Annotated in this window: 21 protein-coding genes and 1 pseudogene; 13 read left to right on the forward strand and 9 right to left on the reverse strand. The window is 71.3% G+C overall.

Annotated elements, in window-relative coordinates:
* The first annotated feature begins 52 nt into the window (after nt 1-52).
* Both ddaH and DFR69_RS31395 read left to right on the forward strand, forming a co-directional pair.
* Complete coding sequence (gene ddaH, locus DFR69_RS31390; protein ID WP_186817373.1) at nt 53-934, forward strand: dimethylargininase; 882 nt, start codon at nt 53-55, stop codon at nt 932-934.
* A 36-nt stretch (nt 935-970) separates the two neighbouring features.
* Entirely contained in the window at nt 971-2,173 is a 1,203-nt protein-coding gene (locus tag DFR69_RS31395; protein ID WP_110041301.1) for a low temperature requirement protein A, read from the forward strand.
* Between the two features lie 30 nt (nt 2,174-2,203).
* Here DFR69_RS31395 and DFR69_RS31400 read toward each other — a convergent pair whose 3' ends face one another.
* Together DFR69_RS31400 and cobG are read right to left on the reverse strand one after the other, a co-directional pair.
* Nucleotides 2,204-3,295, reverse strand: coding sequence for an RNA ligase (ATP) (locus DFR69_RS31400; RefSeq protein ID WP_110041302.1), 1,092 nt, complete (start codon nt 3,293-3,295; stop codon nt 2,204-2,206).
* A gap of 83 nt (nt 3,296-3,378) precedes the next feature.
* Entirely contained in the window at nt 3,379-4,575 is a 1,197-nt protein-coding gene (gene cobG, locus DFR69_RS31405) for a precorrin-3B synthase (protein ID WP_110041303.1), read from the reverse strand.
* 116 nt (nt 4,576-4,691) lie between these two features.
* Here cobG and DFR69_RS31410 point away from each other — a divergent pair, with 116 nt between their 5' ends.
* The 5 genes from DFR69_RS31410 (at nt 4,692) to DFR69_RS31435 (ending at nt 12,674) form a co-directional block, all read left to right on the forward strand.
* Complete coding sequence (locus DFR69_RS31410) at nt 4,692-5,360, forward strand: hypothetical protein (RefSeq protein ID WP_110041304.1); 669 nt, start codon at nt 4,692-4,694, stop codon at nt 5,358-5,360.
* 38 nt (nt 5,361-5,398) lie between these two features.
* Nucleotides 5,399-7,048 carry a DNA polymerase III subunit beta family protein gene (locus tag DFR69_RS34705; protein WP_167456476.1) on the forward strand — a complete coding sequence of 550 codons (1,650 nt, stop codon included), beginning with the start codon at nt 5,399-5,401 and terminating at the stop codon, nt 7,046-7,048.
* 242 nt (nt 7,049-7,290) lie between these two features.
* The gene (locus DFR69_RS31425; protein WP_110041305.1) at nt 7,291-7,779 is read left to right on the forward strand and encodes a hypothetical protein; all 489 of its coding nucleotides are present in this window, start codon (nt 7,291-7,293) and stop codon (nt 7,777-7,779) included.
* A gap of 315 nt (nt 7,780-8,094) precedes the next feature.
* Nucleotides 8,095-11,739 carry a cobaltochelatase subunit CobN gene (gene cobN, locus DFR69_RS31430; RefSeq protein WP_110041306.1) on the forward strand — a complete coding sequence of 1,215 codons (3,645 nt, stop codon included), beginning with the start codon at nt 8,095-8,097 and terminating at the stop codon, nt 11,737-11,739.
* 80 nt (nt 11,740-11,819) lie between these two features.
* Nucleotides 11,820-12,674 carry an acyl-CoA thioesterase domain-containing protein gene (locus DFR69_RS31435; RefSeq protein ID WP_167456477.1) on the forward strand — a complete coding sequence of 285 codons (855 nt, stop codon included), beginning with the start codon at nt 11,820-11,822 and terminating at the stop codon, nt 12,672-12,674.
* A 93-nt stretch (nt 12,675-12,767) separates the two neighbouring features.
* On the opposite strand, the gene DFR69_RS31440 is transcribed toward DFR69_RS31435, so the two are convergent.
* Nucleotides 12,768-13,115 (reverse strand): hypothetical protein, encoded by a 348-nt coding sequence (locus tag DFR69_RS31440; protein ID WP_110041307.1) that lies wholly within the window; start codon nt 13,113-13,115, stop codon nt 12,768-12,770.
* A 315-nt stretch (nt 13,116-13,430) separates the two neighbouring features.
* Here DFR69_RS31440 and DFR69_RS31445 point away from each other — a divergent pair, with 315 nt between their 5' ends.
* The gene (locus tag DFR69_RS31445; protein ID WP_110041308.1) at nt 13,431-14,609 is read left to right on the forward strand and encodes an MFS transporter; all 1,179 of its coding nucleotides are present in this window, start codon (nt 13,431-13,433) and stop codon (nt 14,607-14,609) included.
* Nucleotides 14,610-14,696: 87 nt separating this feature from the next.
* Here DFR69_RS31445 and DFR69_RS31450 read toward each other — a convergent pair whose 3' ends face one another.
* On the reverse strand, nt 14,697-15,152 hold the full coding sequence (locus DFR69_RS31450; protein ID WP_110041309.1) for a hypothetical protein: 456 nt from the start codon (nt 15,150-15,152) through the stop codon (nt 14,697-14,699).
* 131 nt (nt 15,153-15,283) lie between these two features.
* Here DFR69_RS31450 and DFR69_RS31455 point away from each other — a divergent pair, with 131 nt between their 5' ends.
* From DFR69_RS31455 to DFR69_RS31465, 3 genes are all read left to right on the forward strand, one after another.
* Nucleotides 15,284-16,153, forward strand: a complete 870-nt coding sequence (locus DFR69_RS31455; RefSeq protein WP_110041310.1) for an NAD-dependent protein deacetylase — start codon at nt 15,284-15,286, stop codon at nt 16,151-16,153.
* On the forward strand, nt 16,150-16,527 hold the full coding sequence (locus DFR69_RS31460; RefSeq protein WP_110041311.1) for a DUF5655 domain-containing protein: 378 nt from the start codon (nt 16,150-16,152) through the stop codon (nt 16,525-16,527). The genes DFR69_RS31455 and DFR69_RS31460 overlap by 4 nt, the downstream gene beginning before the upstream one ends.
* 176 nt (nt 16,528-16,703) lie before the next feature.
* A complete protein-coding gene (locus tag DFR69_RS31465; protein WP_110041312.1) occupies nt 16,704-19,112 on the forward strand; it encodes an MFS transporter in 2,409 nt (802 codons plus the stop codon).
* A gap of 1 nt (nt 19,113) precedes the next feature.
* Here DFR69_RS31465 and DFR69_RS31470 read toward each other — a convergent pair whose 3' ends face one another.
* Nucleotides 19,114-19,662, reverse strand: a complete 549-nt coding sequence (locus DFR69_RS31470; protein WP_110041313.1) for a hypothetical protein — start codon at nt 19,660-19,662, stop codon at nt 19,114-19,116.
* Between the two features lie 239 nt (nt 19,663-19,901).
* Here DFR69_RS31470 and DFR69_RS31475 point away from each other — a divergent pair, with 239 nt between their 5' ends.
* Nucleotides 19,902-20,081, forward strand: a complete 180-nt coding sequence (locus DFR69_RS31475) for a hypothetical protein (protein WP_110041314.1) — start codon at nt 19,902-19,904, stop codon at nt 20,079-20,081.
* Between the two features lie 8 nt (nt 20,082-20,089).
* Here the strand turns inward: DFR69_RS31475 and DFR69_RS31480 are convergent, their stop codons facing one another.
* Nucleotides 20,090-20,953 carry a LysR family transcriptional regulator gene (locus DFR69_RS31480; RefSeq protein WP_110041315.1) on the reverse strand — a complete coding sequence of 288 codons (864 nt, stop codon included), beginning with the start codon at nt 20,951-20,953 and terminating at the stop codon, nt 20,090-20,092.
* A gap of 96 nt (nt 20,954-21,049) precedes the next feature.
* The gene (locus DFR69_RS31485) at nt 21,050-21,430 is read right to left on the reverse strand and encodes a winged helix-turn-helix transcriptional regulator (RefSeq protein WP_373867031.1); all 381 of its coding nucleotides are present in this window, start codon (nt 21,428-21,430) and stop codon (nt 21,050-21,052) included.
* Between DFR69_RS31485 and DFR69_RS31490 the strand changes: the two genes are divergently transcribed.
* Entirely contained in the window at nt 21,400-22,182 is a 783-nt protein-coding gene (locus tag DFR69_RS31490; RefSeq protein ID WP_110041337.1) for an SDR family oxidoreductase, read from the forward strand. The two genes, DFR69_RS31485 and DFR69_RS31490, sit on opposite strands and share 31 nt — an antisense overlap.
* Nucleotides 22,183-22,235: 53 nt before the next feature.
* On the opposite strand, the gene dmpG is transcribed toward DFR69_RS31490, so the two are convergent.
* Complete coding sequence (gene dmpG, locus DFR69_RS31495; protein ID WP_110041317.1) at nt 22,236-23,270, reverse strand: 4-hydroxy-2-oxovalerate aldolase; 1,035 nt, start codon at nt 23,268-23,270, stop codon at nt 22,236-22,238.
* Nucleotides 23,271-23,283: 13 nt separating this feature from the next.
* Nucleotides 23,284-23,577: pseudogene (locus DFR69_RS31500) on the reverse strand (acetaldehyde dehydrogenase (acetylating)); the annotation flags it as partial.

The following is a 23,577-nucleotide window of genomic DNA, read 5'->3' on the forward strand; positions in this document are numbered from 1 at the left end:
AGGCATTTACCGTCGGAGGGACACGTTTCTCGCGCAGCCACCGGGAGCCCTGATGACCGCCGCAGCCCCTCTTCGTGCCACCTCTCCGCTCGCGGCCCCGGCGCCCGCGCGCGCCGCGACCCCGCGCCGCTATGTGATGTGCAGGCCCGACCATTTCGAGGTCGCCTACGCGATCAACCCGTGGATGGATCCCGCCGCCCCCGTCGACCGGGCGCGGGCGCTGGCGCAGTGGGAGATCCTGCGCGCGGTGCTCGAGGAACACGGCCACACGGTGGAGACCGTCCCCGGCGAGCCGGGCCTGCCCGACATGGTGTTCGCCGCGAACAGCGGCATCGTGATCGGCGGGCACGCGCTCTCGGCGCGCTTCGCCCATCCCGAACGGGCCGCCGAGGGCCCGGCCTTCCACCGCTGGTTCGCGGCCAGGGAGCTGCGGTCGCTGGCCGCGGCGCGCGAAACCAACGAGGGCGAGGGCGATTTCACCTTCGCCGGGCAGCGGATCCTGGCCGGCGTCGGCTTCCGGTGCTCGCTGTCGGCGCACGCCGAGGTCGAGCGGTACTTCGACCTCCCGGTCGTGTCGCTGGAACTGGTCGACCCGCGCTTCTACCACCTCGACACCGCGCTGATGGTGCTCGACGACGCCACTGTCGCCTATTACCCGCCTGCCTTCAGCCCGGCCGCGCGCGATCTGCTGGCGGCCCTGTATCCCGACGCGATCCTGGCCGACGAGAACGACGCGCTCGCGTTCGGCCTCAACGGCGTCAGCGACGGCCACCACGTCTTCCTCGACCCCGAGGCGACCGGGCTGATCGAGGCACTGCGCACCCGCGGGTTCGCGCCCGTGCCGGTCGACATGTCCGAGCTGCGCAAGGGCGGCGGCGGCGTGAAGTGCTGTGTCCTGGAACTGCACACCCGCCGCGACACGACCACCGGCTAGCTGGGAGCCCGCCCGCGCCGGCCGCATACTCGGCGGATGGCAAGCACCCAGGAGAGCACCGAGGAACGGCGCGCCAGCTGGACCGAGCTGTTCTTCGACCTCGTCGCGGTCGCCGGGATCGGGCAGCTCACCCACCTGCTGCACCGCGGCCCCTCGCTCGGCGAGTTCGGCCTGTATCTCGTTCTCTACCTGGCATTCTGGGTGCTGTGGGCCTGCGTCACCGTGTACAGCAACGTCGCGGGCGAACAGGCGCGCACGACCCTGGTGTTCGGCTGCATGTTCGGGCTGTGCGTGATGATGGCCGCCGTCGCGGGGATGCCCGACGAGCACGCGACGGTGTTCGCGGCGATCTATGTGCTGGTGCGGGTCGCCTCGTCGGCCGCGTGGGGACGCGGCCAGGTCCTCGTCGACTGGCCGATCGCGCAGCTCGGCGCGGGAACACTGCCGTGGATCGTCTCGCTGTGGGTGCCCGCGCCCTGGAAGTTCGTGCTGTGGGCGGTGGGTCTCGGGCTCGATCTGTGGGTGATGTTCGCGGTCGACGCCGAACGCATGCTGGCCGACGCCGAACGGCGGGTGCGCGCCCGGTTACGCCGTCGGCCGGCCGGTCCGCGGCGCGGCGGACGCGAAGCGGGCGTGCCGACTCCGGTGCGGGCGGTGCGCGCCGATCCCGCGCACCTGGGTGAACGGCTCGGGCAGTTCCTGATCATCGTGCTCGGAGAGGGCGTGATCTCGGTGATCGCCGCGGTGTCGGCGGAGGAGTGGACCCTGCCGGTCGCCGTGATCGGTGTCGGCGCGTTCCTGTCGCTGCTGGGAATGTGGGCGCTCACCCTGCATTTCGGGTTCGTGCCCCGGATGATGTCGGCGCGGACCGACGCCGTCGAAGTGGCCCGGCACCGGGTCATGGGCACGCACTGCGCGTTGAGCGCGGCGGTCGCCACGGTGGCGGCGGGTCTGGGTCTGGTGGCGGCGCATCCGTCAGGTCATCTGCCCGCGGGGATCAGCTGGGTGCTCGGTGGTGGCGCCGCGGCCTTCTTCCTGGTGTGCGGGCTGGGTGGGTTGCCGAGCGCGGGTCCGCGCTGGTTGCTGCGGTGGCCGGTCCCGTGTCTGCTGGTCGCGGTGGTGCTGGCCTGGGCGGGACCACATCTGGGTGGGATATGGCTGGTGGTCGGCGTGACGGCGCTGCTGACCGCCGCGGTCGTCTCGGAGACGGTTCGCGCCCGGACCTCGGGTGAGCGGTAGGGCCGCGCGCGGCGCGCGCGGCCCAGTGCCTCATTCGAATTCGGTGCCACCGTCACGCAGCAGGTACGCGTTCGAGACGATCTTGCCGATCGCCCGGCCGCCGAGGACCGGCGTGTGCCGCTCGGCGGTGGCGCGCACCACCAGGCCCTCCCGGATGTTGGCGCCTGTGCCGCTGACGGTTTCGGCACCCTCGGCCAGGGTCACCAGCAGGTCCGCGTCGTAGGGCCCCTCGTAGAGGACCGGCACGCGCGGCACCGTCAGCCCGAGATCGGTGAGCAGTGCGCCGATCTCGTGATGGCCCAGCCAGCGCACCGGCTCGCCGTCGCGGTCCACCGCGATGTCGAACAGGCCGAAACCGAGCGAGGTGTCCTGTGCCGCGGACGCGCCGTAGTGCAGATCCTGCACTCCCTGGCCGTAGACCTCACCGAAGAGCCCGACCCGGTCGGCGCCCAGTGCGGTGGCGATCTTCCTGGCCGCCTCGTCCAGCCCGTGCGCGCGCATCGCGCGCCAGTACAGGTTGCCCTCGGCGAACGTCAGCGCCAGCGACTTGCCGCCGACGCCCTTGGACGACACCAGGATCCGGTCCTCGGCGCGTACATGGGTGAGCAGGAAGGCCGTGCCGTGGATCTTCTCCGTGGCGACCACCGGCTCCCCGGCGGCGAAGATGTCCGGGAACCGTTTGATGTTCTCGACATCGATCCACGGCAGCAGCTCCGGCGCCGGCTCGACCTGACCCGACATCGAGACCGGGACGGGCGGCACCCATTTGACGATCCCGAGGCGTTCGGCGAAGTCGGTGCGCTCGCGCGCGGCCGCCGCCAGGTCCACCCCGTCCAGCGCGGCGGGCACGCAGACGATGCCCTGCGACACCTCCCCGCGCAATCGCACCGCCTTCACCCGATCGTGCTTCGACCCCGCCAGTTTCCCGGTCAGGCCGAGTTCGCCGATCAGCGCCTCGGGCAGCACCGCTTGTTCCGGAATGTAGAGCGCGTGCTCGCCCGTGCGGAACTGCCCCTTGGCGACGACGGCCCGGTACAGGCCCACCTGGGCCAGCTCGAGCCGGTCGGCGTTCGGATGCGGTAGGACGACGAGCCGTTCGGCCGTCACCTGCAAAGTCGACATGAGATCCCCCTCGTAGTGAGGAGGCCAGCCTACGGGTGCCCACCGACAGCGTCGATCGGATTTCGGTGCGGGACAGGCGAACGCTACGGCGCGGGCGGGGTCACGCGGTAGCCGTCCGGGGTGGCGACGACGTCGGTGACCGGCGCGGTCGGGCGCCCGCAGCGGCGTTCGCAGCCGGACCAGTGCTGGCGGCCCGCGACGGCCACCTCCTCGGCCGGGACCACCACCTCGCCCGCCCGCTGGTCGCCCGGCAGCACCCGGTCGGTGGCGACGGCGGCGGCCAGATCGGCGCGCACATCGGTCAGCGACTTGGCGCATCCCGGCCTGCCCGCGCAAGCGCTGACCCGCAGCCACGGTGAGGTGGCGTCGAAGATCAGGCCCATCGGCGCCAGCACCCGCACGACGGTCTCGGCGGGGCCCTCGTCGAGGTCGGCGAGCACCAGGCTGCGCCACGGCGTGAGGAAGACGGGACGGTCGACGGCGGCGAGGAATTCGGCGGTCCGCGCGGGCAAGATGCCGAGCGGCACGCCTGCGCCGAGGCTCACCAAGCCGTTGTCCTGATCGAGCCAGCCGATCGGGATGTCGTGTGTCGCACCGAGTTCCAGTGGCGCGGCGACGGGGGAGCGGTCCAGGATCTCGGTGACCCGCTCGACGCCGCCGGGGATCTCGTGCAGGCGCCACTGCCCGTCCGCGCCGGCGCCGCGCAGGTCGAGGAAGCCGCGGGCCGCGTCGAGCATCACTTCGACGGCCTCGCTCGCGGAGACCCGGAGCCCGGTGTCGGCGCCGGTCAGCAGCACTGCGAACTCGTCGGCGGCCACGGCGTGGATCCCGATGTCCCCGCGCAGTGTGCTGACGTCGCCGCGCCCGTCGTCGAGGGTGAACAGCACCCGTCCCGGCAGTTCGGCCAGGCGCGGATCCGCGCGCAGCCCGGCGTCGAGTCCGGCCGCCAGGTCGTGCACCTCGGCCCAGCCGCCGATCCGCCCGGACAGCGGCGAGGCGACGATGTTGCGGACCCGCTCGTGGGTCGGGCTGGGCAGCAGGCCCGCCGCGTCCAGCCGCGCGGCCAGGGCCGCGGCGTCGCCGACCTGCCGCAGCTGGATGTTGCCGCGCGAGGTGAGTTCGAGATCGCCGTTGCCCAGCTCGCGCGCCGCCTCGGCCAGCGCCTGGACCTGAGTGGGTTCCAGCCGCCCGCCTGGCACGCGGATCCGGGCCAGCGGGCCGTCCGCCGCCTGGTGCAGGCGCAGGACACCGGGGCACGAATCGGGAGCACTCCTGGACATGATCCGCCCAGCCTACGACCCGCCGCACGACGCGTCGGCGGCGGTGCCCGCGCGCGTCACCTAGGCTGGGCGGTGCATTTCGCCCTGCCCGCTCGACGACAGGAGAGGTCGCCGCAATGCTGCGTCAATTCGTGGACAAGCGTGTCGTTCCCGCGCTCGACAAGGTCGCGCTCGCGCAGACCGGCGTGGTCGGCAGGTACGTGGACTGGCTCGGGCGCAGGCATCCCGACGACGCGCCCGTGGAGACGCTGCGGCGCCTGTCCAGGCAGTACCTGGTCGTCGTCACCTCCAGCGGCGTGCTGGTCGGGCTCACCGCCGCGGTCCCCGGCGTCGGCACCCTGCTCGGCCTGGCCGCGACCGGCGTGGACACCGTGGTGTTCCTCGAGGCGTCGTCGGTGCTGTCGGTCGGCGCGGCGGCCGCCTACGACCTGGACGACGACGATCCGCGCCGCGCGCAGCTGGTGTCGAAGGTGGTCCTCGGTGAGGCGGGCACCAAGCTGCTCGACGAGACCGCGGGCCACAAGACCGGCCAGTGGCTGGGCGTGGTGACCGACCACATTCCCGGCCTGGCGAGCATGCCCGACTCCCCGGCCAAGCGGTTCATCGTCAACTACCTGGTCAAACGGACGCTGCTGCTGTTCGGCACCCTGATCCCCGCCGGGATCGGCGCGGTGATCGGCGGCGTCGGCAACAACGCGCTCGGCCAGATGGTAGTGGCCAACGTGTACCGCAACCTGGGCACCGGCTCGCCCGAGATGGTCGCGGCGGGCACCGTGCGCGACTGACTTGACCTTCGAGTCGCTGGAACCCCGAGGATGAGCCGGTGTCCGAATCCGACCTCCTCACCATCGGCGCGTTCGCCCGTTCCTGCGGGTTGAGCGCCAGCGCGCTGCGCTTCTACGCCGACGCGGGCGTGCTGGTCCCCGCCCTCGTCGACGAGAGCACCGGCTACCGCTACTACGCGCCCGAGCAGGCCGCCACCGCGCGGTTGATCCGGCATCTGCGCGCGGTCGACATGCCGTTGCCCACCGTGGCGGCCGTTCTCGCCGAGCCCGATCCTGCCCGCGCCCTGGCCTTGGTCGACGCTCACCTGGCCGACCTGGACCGCCACCTGGACGCGGTCCGCGCCGCCGCGACCGCGGCCCGGGCAGCCTTCCAGGCACTGACGCGCGACACCACATTTCAGGCCGACGCGCCGCGCCGCTCGACACCGCCCAGCTGGGAGAGCCTGCAGGCCGACCCCTCGGGCGTCGAGCCCGGCGCCGAGGATCATGCGAAGCCGTCGACCGATCGGGCGTCGGCGAAGGATTTCGATCGTGTGGTGCGCGCGCCTTTCGTGGCTCGCGGAGTCGACGCCGCCGGTGTCTCGCGTGCGGAATCTCCAGGCCGCGAGCACGATCCCGGAATGTCCGCGTCCTCGGACCAGTGGCGCGGCGAGGACGTCGTGTGGGTGCGCGGCCCGCACCTCGCGGCGGCCATCGACCAGATCGCGACCGCTACCGTCGCGGACCCGAACCTGCCGGTGCTCAACAGCATTCACCTCGAATCGACCGCGACCGACCTGATCCTCACCGCCACCGACCGCTACCGCCTCGCCACCCGCACCCTGCGCCCCGCGCGCCCGTCCACCGCCCCCTGGACCGCGACCATCGACGCGGACGACCTCCGCGACATCACGTCCTGGCTCCGCCGCGAACACACCATCGCCCTCCGGCCGACACCCACTCACCTCGCGTGCGCCGCCGCGGAAACCGTTGGCGCCGAACTCGATCGGGCTGTCGACCGCGGCTCGTCGGCGGGATCACGTGCGTTGCGTGGCGGCGGGATCCGGGGCTCGTCGGGCGGATCCGGTGCGCCGCGTACTGGTGCGGGCCGAGGCTCCGACCGTCTCGACGACGCCTCGCGCGATCCGGAAGAGCGACGTGCCGACGTGTTGTCGGGTGATCGCAGGGGGCTGAACGCGGTGGCCGGTCTGCCGGACGCCACGCGGCGCGATCCGAGTGGGCAGCTCGAGGACGCAGCGACGTCCGGTGTTCCCGGCCCGCACCCTGCGGGATCGTCCTCGCGCGAGTGCCGCCGCTCGACCGAGCCGTTCCCCGACTACCGGGCGATGCTGGCCCGCCTGCCCGCGGTCACCACCCGCGTCGTGGTGCCCCGCGCGGTGCTGCTGGACGTCCTCGAGCGCTCCGCCGCGCCCACGATCACCCTGCACGTCGAGCCGACGGGCGCGGTGCGAGCGACGTTCGGCTCCGAGACCTGGCGGTTGCCCGCGACGGCCACCGGCGCCGCCCTCACGATCCACTTCGCCGTGACGACGCTCTATCCCGCCGTCGCGTGTTCGTTCGGGCCCGACCTCCTCCTCGACCTGAGCGCCGCCGACCGACCGGCCCTCCTCCGCGCCGCCGACGACGGCACCCTGCTCACCCTCGTCATGCCGCGCCGCGCGGAATCGGCCCCGTCGAGCGTGGACTGACCGGCGACCAGGCGGCGGCCGCTCGGACCCGCCGCCGGTCGCTGCTCGGGCCATTCCACGGGCGCCACTGCAGACACCCCGACCGGGCGTGTGTCACGCGGGCTCGCCCGGCGACGCCGCCGCGCGCAGCCGCACACCGTGGACCGGCCTTGGGGCTGTATCGGCCGACCCGTCCCGAGGTCGGCCCTCGCACATCGCCCGGCCGACGCGAACCACACCACCGCCACCGCGAAAGGAACCCCATGACCACCTCGCCCACCGATCCCACCATGGCCCGCATCATCGACGCCGTGACCGAATTCCGTTCGGGCGACCCCGAATCCGCCCGTGCCGCACTGCTCGCCCTGTGGTCCGAGATCGGCGTCGCCGGCGACCCCCTGCACCGCTGCACCCTCGCCCACTACCTGGCCGACGCCTACGACGATCCCGCCGAAGCCCTCGTCTGGGATGTGCGCGCCCTCGACGCGGCCGACGCCCTCACCGACACCCGCCTGCGCGATCACAATGCGGGCCTTCAGGTCGCGGGCTTCTACCCCTCCCTGCACCTCAATCTCGCCGACAACTTCCGCCGCCTCGGCGCGTTCCCCGCCGCGACCCGTCATCTCGACGCGGCCCGCGACCGCCTGTCGATCCTGCCCGACGACGAGTACGGCACCCTGATCCGCACAGCGGTCACCGAACTCGCCGCCATGATCGCCGCGCACGACACCACCCGGCGCCCCACCCACTGAGCGCGGCAACCAGCCGAGCAGCCTGGCCATGCCCAGGTCGTCTCGGTTGGCCCGGTGCTCGAAGATCGTGCCCGCGCGCGCGGGGAACCAGTTCGGCTCGGTCATGGCGAAGGTCCGGCCGGTCGGCCACCCGGTCACAGGGATGTGGGCTGGAAAGTTGCGGGCCTCGGGCGGACAGTACGATCGGGATGCTCGGCGGGCGTCGAGGAAACCGGTGGAAATCCGGTGCGGTCGCGCCACTGTGAACAGCCAGACCCTCTCCGGCGAGCACCACCACCCCCCGATGGGCGCGTCACCCGAGGAAGGCCACACCCTGTGATCCTGCTGCTGTCCACCTCCGACACCGATCTGCTCAGCGCCCGCGCGAGCGGCGCCGACTACCGGTGGGGCAATCCCGCCCGGTTGCTGGTCGATGATCTGCCGGAGCTGCTCGACGGCGCCGACCTGGTGATCGTGCGGATCCTCGGCGGCAAGCGCGCCTGGGAGGCGGGCCTGGACGCGGTGCGGGCCAGCGGGGTGCCGATGGTGGCCCTCGGCGGCGAGATCGCGCCCGACGCCGAGCTCATGGAGTGCTCCACGGTGCCGGTGGGTGTGGCGGCCGACGCGCACAACTACCTCGCGGCGGGCGGCGCCGACAACCTGCGCGAGCTGCACCACTTCCTCTCCGACACGGTCCTGCTCACCGGACACGGCTTCGCCCCGCCGGTCGAACTGCCGTCCTGGGGCGAGCTCGAGCGGTCCGCGCGCATCCTCGAACCGCATGCCCCGACCGTCGCCGTGGTCTACTACCGCGCGCAGCATCTCGCGGGCAACACCGGCTACATCGACGCGCTGTGCACCGCGATCGAGGCCAAGGGCGCCCGCGCGCTGCCGGTCTACTGCGCCTCGCTGCGCACCGCCGAACCCGAGCTGCTCGCCCTGCTCGGCCGGGCCGACGCGCTCGTCGTGACCGTCCTCGCGGCGGGCGGCAGCAAGCCGGCCACGGCCGCGGCAGGCGGCGACGACGAGGCCTGGGACGTGGCCGCCTTGGCCGCCCTGGACGTGCCGATCCTGCAGGGCCTGTGCCTGACCAGCGGTCGCGCGCAGTGGGAGGCCAACGACGACGGCCTCTCGCCACTCGATGTCGCCACCCAGGTCGCGGTGCCGGAGTTCGACGGGCGCATCATCACGGTGCCGTTCTCGTTCAAGGAGTTCGACGCCGACGGCCTGTCCACCTACGTGCCCGACCCCGAACGCGCCGCCCGGGTCGCCGGGATCGCGGTGCGGCACGCGCGGCTGCGCCACATCCCCGCCGCCGACAAGCGGATCGCGATCATGCTCTCCGCGTACCCCACCAAGCACGCCCGCATCGGCAACGCGGTCGGCCTCGACACCCCCGCGAGCGCGATCCGGCTGCTCACCGAACTGCGCACCGCCGGTTACGATCTCGGTGCTCCCGGCGAAATCCCCGGCCTCGAGGAAGGCGACGGCGACGCGCTCATCCACGCGCTGATCGCCGCGGGCGGGCAGGACCCCGACTGGCTCACCGCCGAACAGCTCGAGGGCAACCCGATCCGCATCGGCGCCGCCACCTACACCCGTTGGTTCGAGTCGCTGCCCGAGGATCTGCGCGAGGCCGTCGTCGAGGCGTGGGGCCCGCCGCCCGGCGAGCTCTACGTCGACCGCTCCGCGGACCCCAAGGGCGAGATCGTCATCGCCGCACTGCGTTTCGGCAATGTCGTGCTGATGGTCCAGCCGCCCCGCGGCTTCGGCGAGAACCCCGTCGCCATCTACCACGACCCCGACCTGCCGCCCAGCCATCACTACCTGGCCGCCTACCGCTGGCTGTCGGCCCCCGACGGGTTCGGCGCCGACGCGATGGTGCACCTCGGCAAACACGGCAACCTGGAGTGGCTGCCCGGCAAGACCCTCGGCATGTCCGCCTCCTGCGGCACCGACGCCGCCCTCGGCGACCTGCCGCTGATCTACCCGTTCCTGGTCAACGACCCGGGCGAGGGTACCCAGGCCAAGCGCCGCGCCCACGCCACCCTGGTCGACCACCTGATCCCGCCGATGGCGCGTGCCGAGACCTACGGCGACATCTCCCGGCTCGAGCAGTTGCTCGACGAGCACGCCAACATCTCCGCGCTCGACCCGGCCAAGCTGCCCGCCATCCGTCAGCAGATCTGGACGCTCATGCGGGCCGCCAAGATGGATCACGATCTCGGCCTGGCCGAACGTCCGGAGGAGGACGTCTTCGACGACATGCTCCTGCACGTCGACGGCTGGCTGTGCGAGATCAAGGACGTGCAGATCCGCGACGGCCTGCACATCCTCGGCCAGGCCCCCGAGGGCGAGACCGAACTGGACCTGGTGCTGGCCATGCTGCGCGCCCGCCAGCTCTGGGGCGGCGAACAGAACGTGCCCGGCCTGCGCGAAGCACTGGGACTGAGCGAGGCGGGCGACGAGGCCCGCGAGCGGGTCGACGTGGTCGAGGCCCGCGCCCGCGAACTGCTGGCGGCGCTGCAGGCCGAAGGCTGGTCCGCCGACGTGGTCGAGCGTCTCGTCGCCGATTTCGCGACCGCGATCCTCGACGGGCACCGTGCCGAGGACGTGCCGGTCGCCGACGCCGAGCGTCTGGCGAAGGTCGCCGCGATCCTGCGTTTCGCCGCCACCGAGGTCGTGCCCCGCCTGCGTGAGACCGGCGTCGAGATCGCCCGCGTCCTGCACGCCCTCGACGGTGGGTTCGTCCCCGCCGGTCCCAGCGGCTCCCCGTTGCGCGGCCTGATCAACGTGCTGCCCACCGGCCGCAACTTCTACTCCGTCGATCCCAAGGCCGTGCCGTCGCGGCTGGCCTGGGAGACCGGCCAGGCCATGGCCGAGTCGCTGCTGGCGCGGTACCTGGCCGACCACGGCGAGTACCCGAAGTCGGTCGGTCTGTCGGTGTGGGGCACCTCGGCCATGCGCACCTCCGGCGACGACATCGCCGAAGTGCTCGCGCTGCTGGGCGTGCGGCCGGTGTGGGACGAGGCCAGCCGCCGCGTCACCTCGCTCGAGGTCGTCTCCCTCGCCGAGCTCGGCAGGCCGCGTGTGGACGTCACCGTCCGCATCTCCGGGTTCTTCCGCGACGCCTTCCCGCACGTGCTCGCCCTGCTCGACGACGCGGTTCGCCTCGTCGCCGACCTCGACGAGCCCGCCGAGTCGAATTACGTCCGCGCGCACAGCCAGTCGGATCTGGCCGCGCACGGCGACGCCCGCCGCGCGACCACCCGCATCTTCGGCTCCAAGCCGGGCACCTACGGCGCGGGCCTGCTGCAGCTCATCGACTCCAAGAGCTGGCGTACCGACGACGACCTGGCGCAGGTCTACACCACCTGGGGTGGCTACGCCTACGGTCGTGATCTCGACGGGGCCCCCGCCGCCGACGACATGCGCACCGCGTACCGGCGGATCGCGGTGGCCGCCAAGAACACCGACACCCGCGAGCACGACATCGCCGACTCCGACGACTACTTCCAGTACCACGGCGGCATGGTCGCCACCGTGCGCGCGCTCACCGGCAAGAACCCCGAGGCCTACATCGGCGACTCCACCCGCCCCGACGCCGTGCGCACCCGCTCGCTCTCGGAGGAGACCGCCCGCGTCTTCCGTGCCCGCGTGGTGAATCCGCGCTGGCTCGAGGCGATGCGCCGCCACGGCTACAAGGGCGCCTTCGAGATGGCCGCCACCGTCGACTACCTGTTCGGCTACGACGCGACCACGAACGTCGTCGCCGACTGGATGTACGAGAAGCTCTCCGAGAGCTACGTGTTCGACGAGGTGAACCGCAAGTTCATGGAGCAGTCCAACCCGTGGGCACTGCACGGCATCGCCGAACGGCTGCTCGAGGCGGCCGAGCGCAAGCTCTGGGAACATCCGGAGGCCGACACGCTGGACAAGCTGCGCCAGGTCTATCTGGAGACCGAGGGCGAGCTGGAATAGCTTGCCGAGAAACTAGAACACGTTCTAATCTCAGGGTGCCGGGCGCGCGTCCCGGCGCGGCAGGGCAGGAAAGGGTCGTCATGAATACCGAACCGGCGTACTTCACGCGGGTGGACGGGGTCTTCCAGCCCACCGAGTTCGCGCTGAGCCTGTGGGCGCCCAACACCCTGTCCGGCCCGCCGGTGTGCGGGCTGATGGCCCGCGAGGTGGAGGCGCACTACTGCACCGACGGGTTCGTGCCTTCGCGGTTGACCGTCGATCTGCATCGCGCGGTCCCCGCCGTGCCGCTGACCGCCGAGAGCTCGGTGACCCGCGACGGCAAGCGGGTCCGCGCGGTCGCCCTCGTGCTGCGCTCCGGGACCGAGGTGGTCGCGCGGGGGAGCGCGCTGCTGCTGAAGCGTTCCACCCAGCCGCCGGGTGAGGTGTGGCGGCCGGACCGGGAGCGCCCGCTGCCGCCGCCGGAGGCGCTGGCCACGGTCGAGGACGCGCTGCACCTGTTCGGCAGCGACGGCCACGCGCAGGGCTGGTCGGTGCGGATGACCGAGCATCAGAACGACACCCGTAAGCGCAAGTGGATGCGCAACATCCCCGTGGTCGCCGGGGAGGCGTCGTCGCCGTTCTGCTTCGCGGCCATGACCGGTGAACAGACCAGCCTGGTCACCAACTGGGGCACCGAGGGCATCGGGTTCATCAACACCGATGTCTCGATCACGTTCTCGCGCATGCCGATCGGGGTCGAGATGGGCCTCGAGGCGGAGTCGCACCTCAGCGACGACGGAATCGCCGCGGGCGCCGCGGTCCTCTACGACGCCGAGGGCGCCTTCGGTATCTGCACCACCACCGCGCTGGCCAACGAACACCGCCAGCTCAGCGGCACCGCCATCGACCGCAAGACCGACGAGTTCGTCGCGGCCACCGCGGATCGAGAGCGCTGAGGTCGTCCCGGCGGAGTTTCGTCTCCGCGATCCCGGGCGGGGACGGGCGCCGACGCCTCCGGACTGTGGGCGGAGCGGTACCCGTCGCCGGCGTCAGGCCGGATCGAGGCCGGTGAACGCCAGGCCGACGGTCGTCGCGCACAGGAGGGCGCCCGCCGCGGTGGTGGTCAGCAGATAGCCGAGGGCCATCAGCCGGGCGGCGGGCAGAACCGCGAGCAACAGGGTGGGTGTCAGCAAGGCGGCCAGCGTGAGCGCCCAGCTGAGCCAGTACGAGTTCGGGATCGGTTCGATCCGCGCGAACGAGATCGTGCGCGGCACCGGCACCTCCCACGCGTTCTGCACCGCGAACGTGGCGGGCACCAACACGAACACCGCCACGAACAATCCCGCCGCCACACCCCAACCAGCCCGCCACCTGACCTGCCCCGGCACCGCCGCCACCTGCCACCCACCTTCCCGACCCGATTCAGCCCCGCCCCATGCTGCCTCGAGCAAGCCCCGTGACCACCCAACCACGAGCCCGTGTCCCGAGGCGGCGCGAGTCGAGAGACCCCGACCGCCGCGCGGTCCGCCCAGCGACCTCGCCTCACCGTCCTCGCTGGTCAGCACGCCGGATGTGGTACACACCCACCGTCACCGGTCGTCGACTCGCCGCTGAGAACCACCGGCGACCGCTGACGGGACGCGGTGGGCAACTGCGGGCTTCGGAGCGAAATCTCGTGGCGCGACCGGTGTGATTGCGGGTTGACTGCTGCGATGACCAGCCCGCCGAGTTACCGCGCGCTCCTGGCTCCCTCCGGTGTGCGACTGCTGTTCGCCGGGTCCGCGCTCGGCCGGGTGTCGTTCGGGATGGGGCCGATCGGGGTGGTCACGCTGCTGGGGGTGACGCACGGGGCGTTCGGGGTGGCCGGGGTGGCGATGGGGGCCTACGCGTTCGGTTCGGTGGTCTCGGGGCCGGCTCGGTCCTGGTGGACCGTGCGGGTCGGGCACGGCCGCGCGGTCCTCACCTTCGCGGTGGTCAGCGGCACGGCGCTGGTGCTGCTGCCGGCGGTGGCGGATCGGGCGGGCCCCGCGTGGGCGATCGTGCCCGCCGCGGTCGCCGGGCTCGCCGTGCCGCCCTTCGGTGCGCTGCTGAGAGTCGGCTGGGCGCGACGGATTCCGCCGGAATGGGTGCCCCGCGCCTTCGGACTCGATGCCGTCGTCGAGGAATCGGCCTTCGTCCTCGGTCCGGTACTGGCCGCGCTCGCCCTGTGGACGAGTGGCGCGGTGGAGGTGGTCGTCCTGACCGGAATCCTCTGTCTCGCGGGCGGCCTGGTGATGGCACGGGCGGCCGGATCCGCCCGCCCGGACCGGCACGCCGAAGCCTCGTCGCTGTGCTCGGTCGTGCGGCGGCTCGCCTGGCTGCTGGTGACCTTCGCCGGCGTCGGCTACGCCATCGGCGGACTCGAAGTGGGCATCCCGGCGGCCGCGACCGAGGCCGGGCGCCCGGGGGCCGCGGGCCTGCTGTTCGCGCTCATGGCACTCGCCAGCGCGAGCTCGGCGCTGCTCTACGGCCGGATCGTCTGGCGGCGGTCGCCACGAACCCGGTTCCTGACGGTCGCGGCAGTGCTCGGGACGACGACTGCGGCAGCGGGCCTCGGCGCGGGCACCCTCGTCGCCGTGGTGATCCTCGTCGGCATCGGCCTCGCGCTCGGCCCGGCGGTGATGACGGGCTACCTCCTGGCCGACCAGCTCGTCGCCGGCGCCGACCGCACGCACGGTGCGATCCTGGCCGGTGTCGCGTGCAACGCCGGCGCCGGCCTCGGCGCCGCCGCATCCGGGGTCACCGCGGCCGCGCACGGAGCGGCGGGTGCCTTCGCCCTCTGCGGCCTGGTCACTCTGGTTCTCACCGCTGTCGGCGGGGTCCTCGGTTCAGCGGCGGGCCGACCTGCCTGACAGTCGCTGCCCGTGAACTCCGCCTCTGCGTGCGATGGCTGAAATCACATGTGCCGGAGCGTATTCCGATTCAGGTGCGCACCAGGATCACGCCGACACCAGGGTGACGATCAGTTCGTCGGCGATCGACTCCGCCTTCACCATGCCCTCACCCAGGTACAGCGTCGCGGCCCGCGGCCTGCCGTCGGGCAGCGGCAGCACCGAGACGGCGTCCACGCGGCGGCCGGTGAGTGCGTCGTAGGTCGGTTCGTCGGTGACATCGAACGCGGTGTATTTGCCCGAAGTGGCGACGTACTCGATGTTCACCGGATCGACCAGGGGCTCGAACGGGTCACGCCACGGCGCCGCGCCGATCCGCAGCTCCGCGCCGTCGACTCCGGCGTCGAGCAGCAGCGTCGACCCATCGTGGAAGGTGAACTCGATCGGCCCCTCGGAACGGTCGACATCGTCACCGAGGACGTAGAACATCCGGCGGACGGCGACGATCGTCCCGTCGACGGCGGCATTGAGCGCGGTACGGCCGTACTCGTCGTTGTCGGACACAGGATTTCCTCTGGACGGTCGATCTCCGGACGGATGAGCAATCATGTCGCCGCACCGCGACGGCGCGCAACTCCGCCCGGCGTGTTCGCCCCCGCGGCGCCGCGCCCGCCCGCCGCTCGTACAGTGGATCCATGGTGGACACCACCACGGACGACACCGCCCCCGCGGTCACGCGCGCGGCCGACCTGCTGGCCGGACGCCGCGTCGTGGTGATCTCCGGCGCCGGGCTGAGCACCGACAGCGGCATCCCCGACTATCGCGGCCCCGGCTCACCGCCGCGCAACCCGATGACCTATCAGCAGTTCGTCGGCGATGCCGCGTTCCGGCAGCGCTACTGGGCGCGCAATCACGTCGGCTGGCGGCGGATGGACGCCGCCCGCCCCAACGCCGGTCACCGGGCGGTGGCTCGCCTGGAACGCGGCGGCGTCGTCACCGGCGTGATCACCCAGAACGTCGACCTGCTGCACACCAAGGCGGGCGCGCGCCGGGTGATCGACCTGCACGGCGCCTACGCCAGGGTCCGCTGCCTGCGCTGCCACGCGCTGATCTCCCGGATGACCCTGGCCGAACGGCTCGAAGCCGCCAATCCCGGTTTCGCCGAGCAGGTTTCGGCCACCGGCATCGAAGTCGCGCCGGACGCGGACGCCGTCGTCGCCGACACCGGCAGCTTCCGGATGGTCGACTGCGCGCACTGCGGCGGCCTGCTCAAACCCGACATCGTGTACTTCGGCGAAACCGTCCCGGCCGACCGGGTCGCCGCCGCGTTCGCGCTGGTCGAGGACGCCGAGGCGGTGCTCGTCGCCGGGTCCTCGCTGACGGTCATGTCCGGACTGCGTTTCGTGCGACGCGCGGCGAAGATCGGTGTGCCGGTGGTGATCGTCAACCGCGGCCGCACCCGCGGCGACGACGTGGCCGAACTCCGGATCGACGCGGGCTGCTCGGACATCCTGTGCGCCTTGGCCGATCGGCTCACCACACCGGGCGCGGTGCCGGCGCGATGACCGATTCCGCCGACGCGGCGATCGATGCCTGGTTCGCGGGCAAACCGCATTCCCGCGAGATCTTCACCGTGCTCCGGGAATTGATCGACGCGTGCGGACCGGCGCGCGTCGCGGTGGCCTCGCAGATCAGCTTCGGTAACGCCAGGAAGTTCGCGTGGGTATCGCTCTACAACGTCACCGGACGCAATCCGGAAGGCACCGTGCAAATCATGCTCGCCCTCGACGAGGAAATGGTGCGTGCCCCGGTGTATCGGGTGACCCAGGTGGGCCGATCGCGATGGAATCACCTGGTCGTGGTGCATTCCCTGGCCGAAGCGCGCGATCCGGAACTGGCAGTGCTGATCGCCGCCGCCTATCGTTTCGGTGCGAAATGATCGGTCACTTGATCCCTCGGTGACGGCGCCGGATTCGACGTGGGTAAGCTCGGCGCACCAGTGCATGAAGAGTTCCACCCGCGGCGCAAAGTTTTCCTCGCAGCGGGGTTGTCGGCCCTCGTGTGGGCCGCGTGATCGACCCCCACTTGCCAGCCGATCAGAACCAGGGCTTTTCCATGACCGATACCGTTGTCGCCGAACCACGCCTCACGCATCGCCAGACGCTCACGATCCTGTCCGGCCTGTTACTCGGGGTGTTCCTCGCCGCGCTCGACCAGAACATCGTCAGTGTCGCGATCGTCCGGATCGCGAACAGTCTCGACGGGTTCGACGAACAGGCATGGGCGACAACGGCGTACCTGATCACCGCGACCGTCACCACGCCGCTCTACGGCAAGCTCGCCGACATCTACGGGCGTAAACCGTTCTATCTGCTGGCGATCGCCCTGTTCGTGCTCGGATCGGCCGCCTGCTGCTTCGCGACCACCATGTACGAACTGGCGGCCTTCCGCGCCTTCCAGGGCCTGGGCGCCGGCGGCCTGATGTCGTTGGCGTTCACCATCGTCGGCGACATCGTGCCCGCCCGCGAACGGGTCCGTTACCAGGGCTATTTCCTGATGGTGTTCGGCATCGCGACGGTGCTGGGTCCGGTGGTCGGCGGGTTCCTGTCCGAGTACGAGAGCCTCGGCGGCATCGAGGGCTGGCGCTGGGTGTTCCTGGTGAACGTACCGGTCGGGGTACTGGCGTTCCTCGTCGTCGCCAAGGTGCTCAACGTGGCGCACGTGCGGCGACCGAGCCGGATCGACTGGTTCGGCGCGCTCACCCTCGTCGTCGGGGTGGTGCCGCTGCTCCTGGTGGCCGAGCAGGGCCGGATGTGGGGCTGGACCTCGCCGAAGGCGTTGCTGTGCTACGGAATCTGCGCGGGCGGGTTGCTGCTGTTCCTCGTGGTCGAGTTCGTGATGAAGGACGCCGCGCTGATCCCGCTGCGCCTGTTCCGCAGCCCGACCTTCAGCATCGCGATCCTCGGCGGCTTCCTCGTCGGTGTCGCGATGTTCGGCGCGATCACCATGGTTCCGCAGTACCTGCAGGTCGTGCGCGGTTTCTCGCCGACCGAGGCGGGACTGCTGATGTTGCCGCTGGTCCTCGGGATCATGGTCGGCGCGCAGCTGTCGGGCCTGATCACCAAGGCCACCGGGCGCTACAAGGTGCTGCCCGTCCTCGGCGCGCTCATCCTGGCGATCGGCTGTGGCCTGTTCGCGCACGTGAGCTACGACGGGCCGCTGTGGCAGCCGCTGGCCTACAGCGCGGTCATGGGTTTCGGTCTCGGCGGCTGCATGCAGACGCTGGTGATCGCCGCGCAGAACGCGGTGCCGAACTCGGAGATGGGCGTGTCGACCGCGTCGGCCACCTTCTTCCGGCAACTCGGCGGCACCCTGGGGGTCGCGGTCTTCCTCACGGTCCTGTTCGACCGGTTGCCCGGCTCGATCCTGGCCGCGTTCGGCGGCACGTTGCCGCCGGGGCTCGACGAGGCGGGACTGGCCGCGCTGCAACAGAACACCTCCGGCATCGCGACGCTGGCCGACGAGCTGCGGATCCCGATCCTGGCGGGCTTCACCGATGCCATGCAGGGCGTGTTCCTGCTCGCCGCCGACCTCGCGATCGTCGCCTGCCTGGTGCTGGTCTTCATGAAAGAGATTCCGCTGCGCGACGATCCGGCGCCGGAGGAGGCCGCCGACGGCACGCTGCTGCGGGACGTGAGCCTGCACGACGCGCACGAGATGGCCGACCGGCTGCACCCCGTGGCCACCGGCCGGGTGATCGCGGGCCTGCTGCGCCGCGACGACGACCGCCCGGTCCCCGCCGCCACGCTCACCCTGATCGACCAGCACGGCCACCAGGTGGCGCGCGGCAACGGCGACGCCTCCGGCGCCTACGTCATCGAGGCGCCGGAGCCGGGCAATTACGTCCTCATCGCCGCCGCGGCCGGTCATCAGCCGGAGGCGGTGAGCGTGTCGATGGGGGAGCGGGCCCTGCACGTGGACCTGATGCTCGCCGGCGCGGGCGAGCTCACCGGCATCGTGCGCTCGGCCCGGCGCGGCGAACCGCTGCTCGGCGCGACGGTGACCCTCACCGATCCCGGCGGCGACGTGGTCGGTGCGGCGATCACCGGCGAGGACGGCGCCTACGTGTGCCGCGACGTGGTGAGCGGCACCTACACGCTGGTCGCGGTCGCCGATCACATGCGGCCCGCGGCGTTCGCGCTCACCATCCCGGAGACCGGGTCGCTGCACCACGACATCGACCTCGAGCCGATGGCCATCCTGGTCGGGTCCGCCTGGGTCGACGGCGACCGGCCCGTCGCCGACGTCCAGATCACCGTGCTGGACGCGGGCGGCGACCCGGCGGCCACCACCCGCACCGACGAGAAGGGCCACTACCTGGTGCCCGACCTGCCCGAAGGGGAGTACACGGTGGTCGCGCGCGGCTATCCGCCGGTGTCGAGCCAGGTCTCGGTGACCCGCGGCGAGATCACCCACGACGTGACCCTCGGCTACGACTCGGAGGAGTCCGTGCACCACCGGTGAGTCAGACGGCGGTCTTCTCCCCGGCGGCGGCCGCCCGGGTCGTGAGCTCGGCGTCGAGGAGGATGCGGCGGCGGTACGTGCGCAGGGCCGCGATCACCGCGAACACGGCGGTCAGCGCGCCCGTCAGGATGCGGACCGAGTGCGCGATCTCGATCTCGCGGACGGTGCGTTCGAGTTCTTCGAGGGTGTGGCGGTCGCGGTCGTCGAACAGGATCGTCCAGCGTTCCCACAGGTACAGCGGTGAGAGCAGGAACATCCCCGGCACGAACGCCGCCAGCGAGGCCACGATCCAGCCACGGGCGGTGCGCGACCACAGGCTCGCCGCGGTCGCCACGACCGCGCTCAGGGTGAGGGCCATGCCGAGCGGGCGCATCACCTCGCCGACCGAGACGGCCACGGTGAATTCCTCGCCTACGACGAGCGAGTGCGGGATGTCGTGGAAGTAGTTGGGGTACAGGAAGATCGTCTCCGCGACCATGGTGCAGAACACGAAGGTCGCGAGGACCGCGTACACGGTCGAGGCGGTCAGTGAGGTGGTGAGTTTCCGCATGGGAGGCCCCTGTTTCGTTGGAATTCCCTGAATGTAGGGCGGGGCGGGAGGTGGCACATCCGGCGTCAGCCCTGAATCGGGGCCGGGGCCTTCCCTGAGAACGGGGCCGGCGATTCATCGCGGTGACAGCTGAATGGCAGCGATTATCGGCGTTGGACGGGGGGAGATGTGGGGTCGAGCATGGGGGTGTGCCCTGGTATCCGAGTGAGCGCCCATCGCCTGGGTTGGGTGAGCGGCCGGTGGAGCCTTCCCGGCCCGACCCTCGCGAGGACGACGCCGTCGCCCGGCTGCTCGGGCGTTTCGGGACGTACGCGATGGTCCTCGCCGCCGCGCTGTGGCTCGGCGGCAACGCCGCGGCGGCGGGGTGCTTGGTGCTGGTGGGACTCGGCTTGCTGGCCGCCCGGTTCCGGGTGGCGTGAGCGCGCCGTCAGGGGAGCAGGTGGGTGAGCAGGGCCAGGGCCGCGGGGTTGGCGGGAACGCGTTCGCGGCCCGCGAGGTGGACCCGGCGGCGGAAGCCGGGGTGCGCGAACTCGGCGAAGGGCAGGCCCGAGTGCTCGGCGACATCACGGGGCAGGACCGTCACCCCGAGTCCGGCGGCGACGAGCTCGACCAACAGGGGGACATGGGTGGCTTCGCAGACCCGATGCAGGCGAACTCCGGCCGCGGCCGCGTGCCGGTCGACCATGGCCTGGATGCCGCTGCGGCTGAACACCAGGAACGGCTCGCCGTCGAGTTCGGTGAGGGGGATCGCCCGCCCGTCGCCGAGCCGGTGCCCGGGCGGGCAGAGCAACACCAGATGCTGGGTCCACTCGGCGAACCCGACGAGCCCGTCGGCGAGCGGCTCGTCACCCGCCAGGAACGACAGATCCAGTTCGCCGTCGCGCACCGCGGCGGCCAGCGCGGGCACGGTCCCGTCCCGCACATAGAGGTGGATGCCCGGATAGCGCACCCGGAATCGGCCGAGCAGCCCGGGCAGGTCGATCATGGTCAACGTCTGAATGGTGCCGATCGCGACCCGCCCCCGCGTGAGTTCGGCCAGCGCGGCGACCTCGTCGCGCGCGAGCCCCGCATCGGCCACCAGCCGCTGCGCGCGCGGCAGGAACGTCCGCCCGGCCTCGGTGAGCCGCAGCCGCCGCGTCGTCCGCTCGAACAGCGGCGCCCCCAACTCGTCCTCGAGCCGCCGCACCGACGCACTCAACGCCGACTGCACGATGTGCACCTCACGAGCCGCACCCGTGAAACTCCCCGCCCGCGCCACCGCCAGAAAATGCTCCACCTGACGGAACTCCATCGCGCGATCCTAAGCGAGGGTGCAGGCTCGACCCACCGGAACCGACCGCTCCTGGACATTCGCTCGCCGGAACGCGCCGACTTGCGGGCGCCGTGGTCAGCGGGCGGGCCGCCACGGGATTCGGCCGTTGCCGTCGCCGGTGGGGGTCCACTGTTCGGACCAATCCCACAGCGGCTGGAGCGCTTCGGCGAGCAGCGCGCCCTCTGTGGTGAGTTCGTAGGCGCCACGGGGGCCGTTCTTACGGGTCAGACCGGCGGACTGGAGTTGCTGAAGCCGGTCGGAGAGCATGCTCGACGAGCAGTTGCCCATCCGGCGGCGCAGGTCGAGGAACCCGAGGGCGCCCGGTTCGAGCTCCCAGATCACGCGCAGCATCCACCGCTGACCGAGCAGTTCGATCGCGTCGAGGATCTTGGCGGGCGGTTGGCCGTCGCCTGTTGCGCTGGGCGATGATCGGGAGGTCGACGGTGAATCCGGCAGGGGAGCGGGAACGGCGAATCGTGCTGGTGACCGGTGCGTCTCGCGGAATCGGCGCGGAGACGGCGGCGCGATTCGCGGCAGACGGAGCGCACGTCGTCGTGAACTACCGAGAGAAGCGCAAGCGGGCGCAAGCAGTCGTCGACGCGATCGTCGCGGCGGGCGGTAGCGCCTCGACGCTCGGCGCGGACGTGTCCGACGCGGCGGCGGTGCGGGCGATGGTGGACGAGATCGCCGAGACCTTCGGCCGACTGGATGTGCTGGTGCTCAACGCCTCCGGCGGGTTGGAGCGGGACGCCGATGCCGGGTACGCGATGCGGATCAACCGGGATGCGCAGGTGCGCCTCGCGGCTGCGGTGCTGCCGCTCATTTCCGAGGGAGGCCGGATCGTGTTCGTCACCAGCCATCAGGCGCACTTCATTCATGAGCAGGACGACGTGCCGCCCGGCTATGTTCCGATCGCGCTGAGCAAGCGGGCGGGGGAGGACGCGCTGCGCGCGATGATTCCCGAATTCCGGGATCGTGGCGTGGGATTCACGGTGGTGTCCGGGGACATGATCGACGGGACGATCATCGTCCGGCTGCTGGAACGCCGTGATCCGGCCAGTGTCGAATCACGGCGTGCCGCAGGGCCGTTGCCCACGGTCGAGGATTTCGCGCGGGTGATCGTGCGGGCCGGAACCGACCAGGTCGCCGACGGCCACACGTACTTCGTCGGTGGGGACGACTACCTGGTGCAGGCAGCGACGAGGTAGGGGCCTGGAAACGGCAACGGCGTGACCCGGTGTGGGGTCACGCCGTTGGTGGGTCAGGCTGAAGCCTTCGCTTCGCGTTGGAGTTCGAGGGCGATGTCGATGAGCTGGTCTTCCTGGCCGCCGACGAGTTTGCGTCGGCCCGCGCGGACGAGCATTTCGGCGGCGGAGACGTTGTAGCGTTCCGCTTGGCGTTCGGCGTGCTTGAGGAAGCTGGAGTAGACGCCCGCGTAGCCCATCATGAGGGATTGGCGGTCGAGGAGGCATTCGGTGGGCATGACGGGGCGCACGACGTCTTCGGCGGCGTCGGCGATGGCGAAGAAATCGACGCCGGTCTTGATGCCGAGCTTGTCGGCGACACCGATGAACGCCTCGACGGGGGTGTTGCCCGCGCCGGCGCCGAAGCGGCGGGCCGAGCCGTCGATCTGGGTCGCGCCCGCGCGCACGGCGTAGACCGAATTCGCTACGGCGAGGCCGAGGTTCTCGTGGCCGTGGAAGCCGACCTGGGCGTCGTCACCGAGCTCGGCGACGACAGCGGCGACGCGATCGGAAACCTGTTCCAGGACAAGGGCTCCGGCCGAGTCGACGATGTAGACGCACTGGCAGCCTGCGTCGGCCATGATGCGGGCCTGCTTCGCCAGCGCCTCGGGCGGCTGGGTGTGCGACATCATCAGGAAGCCCACGGTTTCCAGGCCGAGGTCGCGCGCATAGCCGAAGTGCTGGATGGAGACGTCGGCCTCGGTGCAGTGGGTGGCGATGCGGCAGATCGAGGCGCCGTTGTCCTGCGAGATCTTGATGTCTTCCTTCACACCCACACCGGGCAGCATCAGGAAGGCGATCTTGGCATGGCGCGCTGTCTGCGCGGCGATGCTGATCAGTTCCTGCTCAGGGGTTTTGGAGAACCCGTAGTTGAACGAGGAACCACCGAGCCCGTCGCCGTGGGTCACCTCGATGACCGGAACGCCTGCTCCGTCGAGGGCGGTGACGATGTCACGCACCTCGGTAGCGGTGAACTGGTGGCGCTTGTGATGGGAACCGTCGCGCAAGGAGGTGTCGGTGACCCGGATGTCGAGTTCTGCGGAATAGACCATGGTGTGCGCTCCTTTACACCCGAGCCGAGATGATCTGGTCGGCCAGCACATCACCCACACGGGTGGCGGCGGCGGTCATGATGTCGAGATTGCCCGCATAGGGCGGCAGGAAATCGCCGGCGCCTTCGACCTCGACGAAGATCGACACCTTCGCCATCCCACCCGAAACCACCGACGGATCATCGAACTGCGGATCGTTGAGCAGCCGGTAACCGGGCACGTACTCCTGGATCGATTTCTCCATCGCGAAAATACTGGCCGCGATCGCGTCCCGGTCAGCGTCTTCGGGGATCGCGCAGAAAATGGT

This window comes from Nocardia neocaledoniensis (genome assembly GCF_003182135.1).
In the GTDB taxonomy this organism is placed as follows: domain Bacteria; phylum Actinomycetota; class Actinomycetes; order Mycobacteriales; family Mycobacteriaceae; genus Nocardia; species Nocardia neocaledoniensis.

What these genes read in the sequence shown, in the direction of transcription:
- ddaH (WP_186817373.1), top strand. Translation starts at nt 53, where the DNA reads ATGACCGCCGCAGCCCCTCTTCGTGCCACCTCTCCGCTCGCGGCCCCG.
- DFR69_RS31395 (WP_110041301.1), top strand. Translation starts at nt 971, where the DNA reads ATGGCAAGCACCCAGGAGAGCACCGAGGAACGGCGCGCCAGCTGGACC.
- DFR69_RS31400 (WP_110041302.1), bottom strand. Translation starts at nt 3,295, where the DNA reads ATGTCGACTTTGCAGGTGACGGCCGAACGGCTCGTCGTCCTACCGCAT.
- cobG (WP_110041303.1), bottom strand. Translation starts at nt 4,575, where the DNA reads ATGTCCAGGAGTGCTCCCGATTCGTGCCCCGGTGTCCTGCGCCTGCAC.
- DFR69_RS31410 (WP_110041304.1), top strand. Translation starts at nt 4,692, where the DNA reads ATGCTGCGTCAATTCGTGGACAAGCGTGTCGTTCCCGCGCTCGACAAG.
- DFR69_RS31425 (WP_110041305.1), top strand. Translation starts at nt 7,291, where the DNA reads ATGACCACCTCGCCCACCGATCCCACCATGGCCCGCATCATCGACGCC.
- DFR69_RS31435 (WP_167456477.1), top strand. Translation starts at nt 11,820, where the DNA reads ATGAATACCGAACCGGCGTACTTCACGCGGGTGGACGGGGTCTTCCAG.
- DFR69_RS31445 (WP_110041308.1), top strand. Translation starts at nt 13,431, where the DNA reads ATGACCAGCCCGCCGAGTTACCGCGCGCTCCTGGCTCCCTCCGGTGTG.
- DFR69_RS31455 (WP_110041310.1), top strand. Translation starts at nt 15,284, where the DNA reads ATGGTGGACACCACCACGGACGACACCGCCCCCGCGGTCACGCGCGCG.
- DFR69_RS31460 (WP_110041311.1), top strand. Translation starts at nt 16,150, where the DNA reads ATGACCGATTCCGCCGACGCGGCGATCGATGCCTGGTTCGCGGGCAAA.
- DFR69_RS31465 (WP_110041312.1), top strand. Translation starts at nt 16,704, where the DNA reads ATGACCGATACCGTTGTCGCCGAACCACGCCTCACGCATCGCCAGACG.
- DFR69_RS31470 (WP_110041313.1), bottom strand. Translation starts at nt 19,662, where the DNA reads ATGCGGAAACTCACCACCTCACTGACCGCCTCGACCGTGTACGCGGTC.
- DFR69_RS31480 (WP_110041315.1), bottom strand. Translation starts at nt 20,953, where the DNA reads ATGGAGTTCCGTCAGGTGGAGCATTTTCTGGCGGTGGCGCGGGCGGGG.
- DFR69_RS31490 (WP_110041337.1), top strand. Translation starts at nt 21,400, where the DNA reads ATGATCGGGAGGTCGACGGTGAATCCGGCAGGGGAGCGGGAACGGCGA.
- dmpG (WP_110041317.1), bottom strand. Translation starts at nt 23,270, where the DNA reads ATGGTCTATTCCGCAGAACTCGACATCCGGGTCACCGACACCTCCTTG.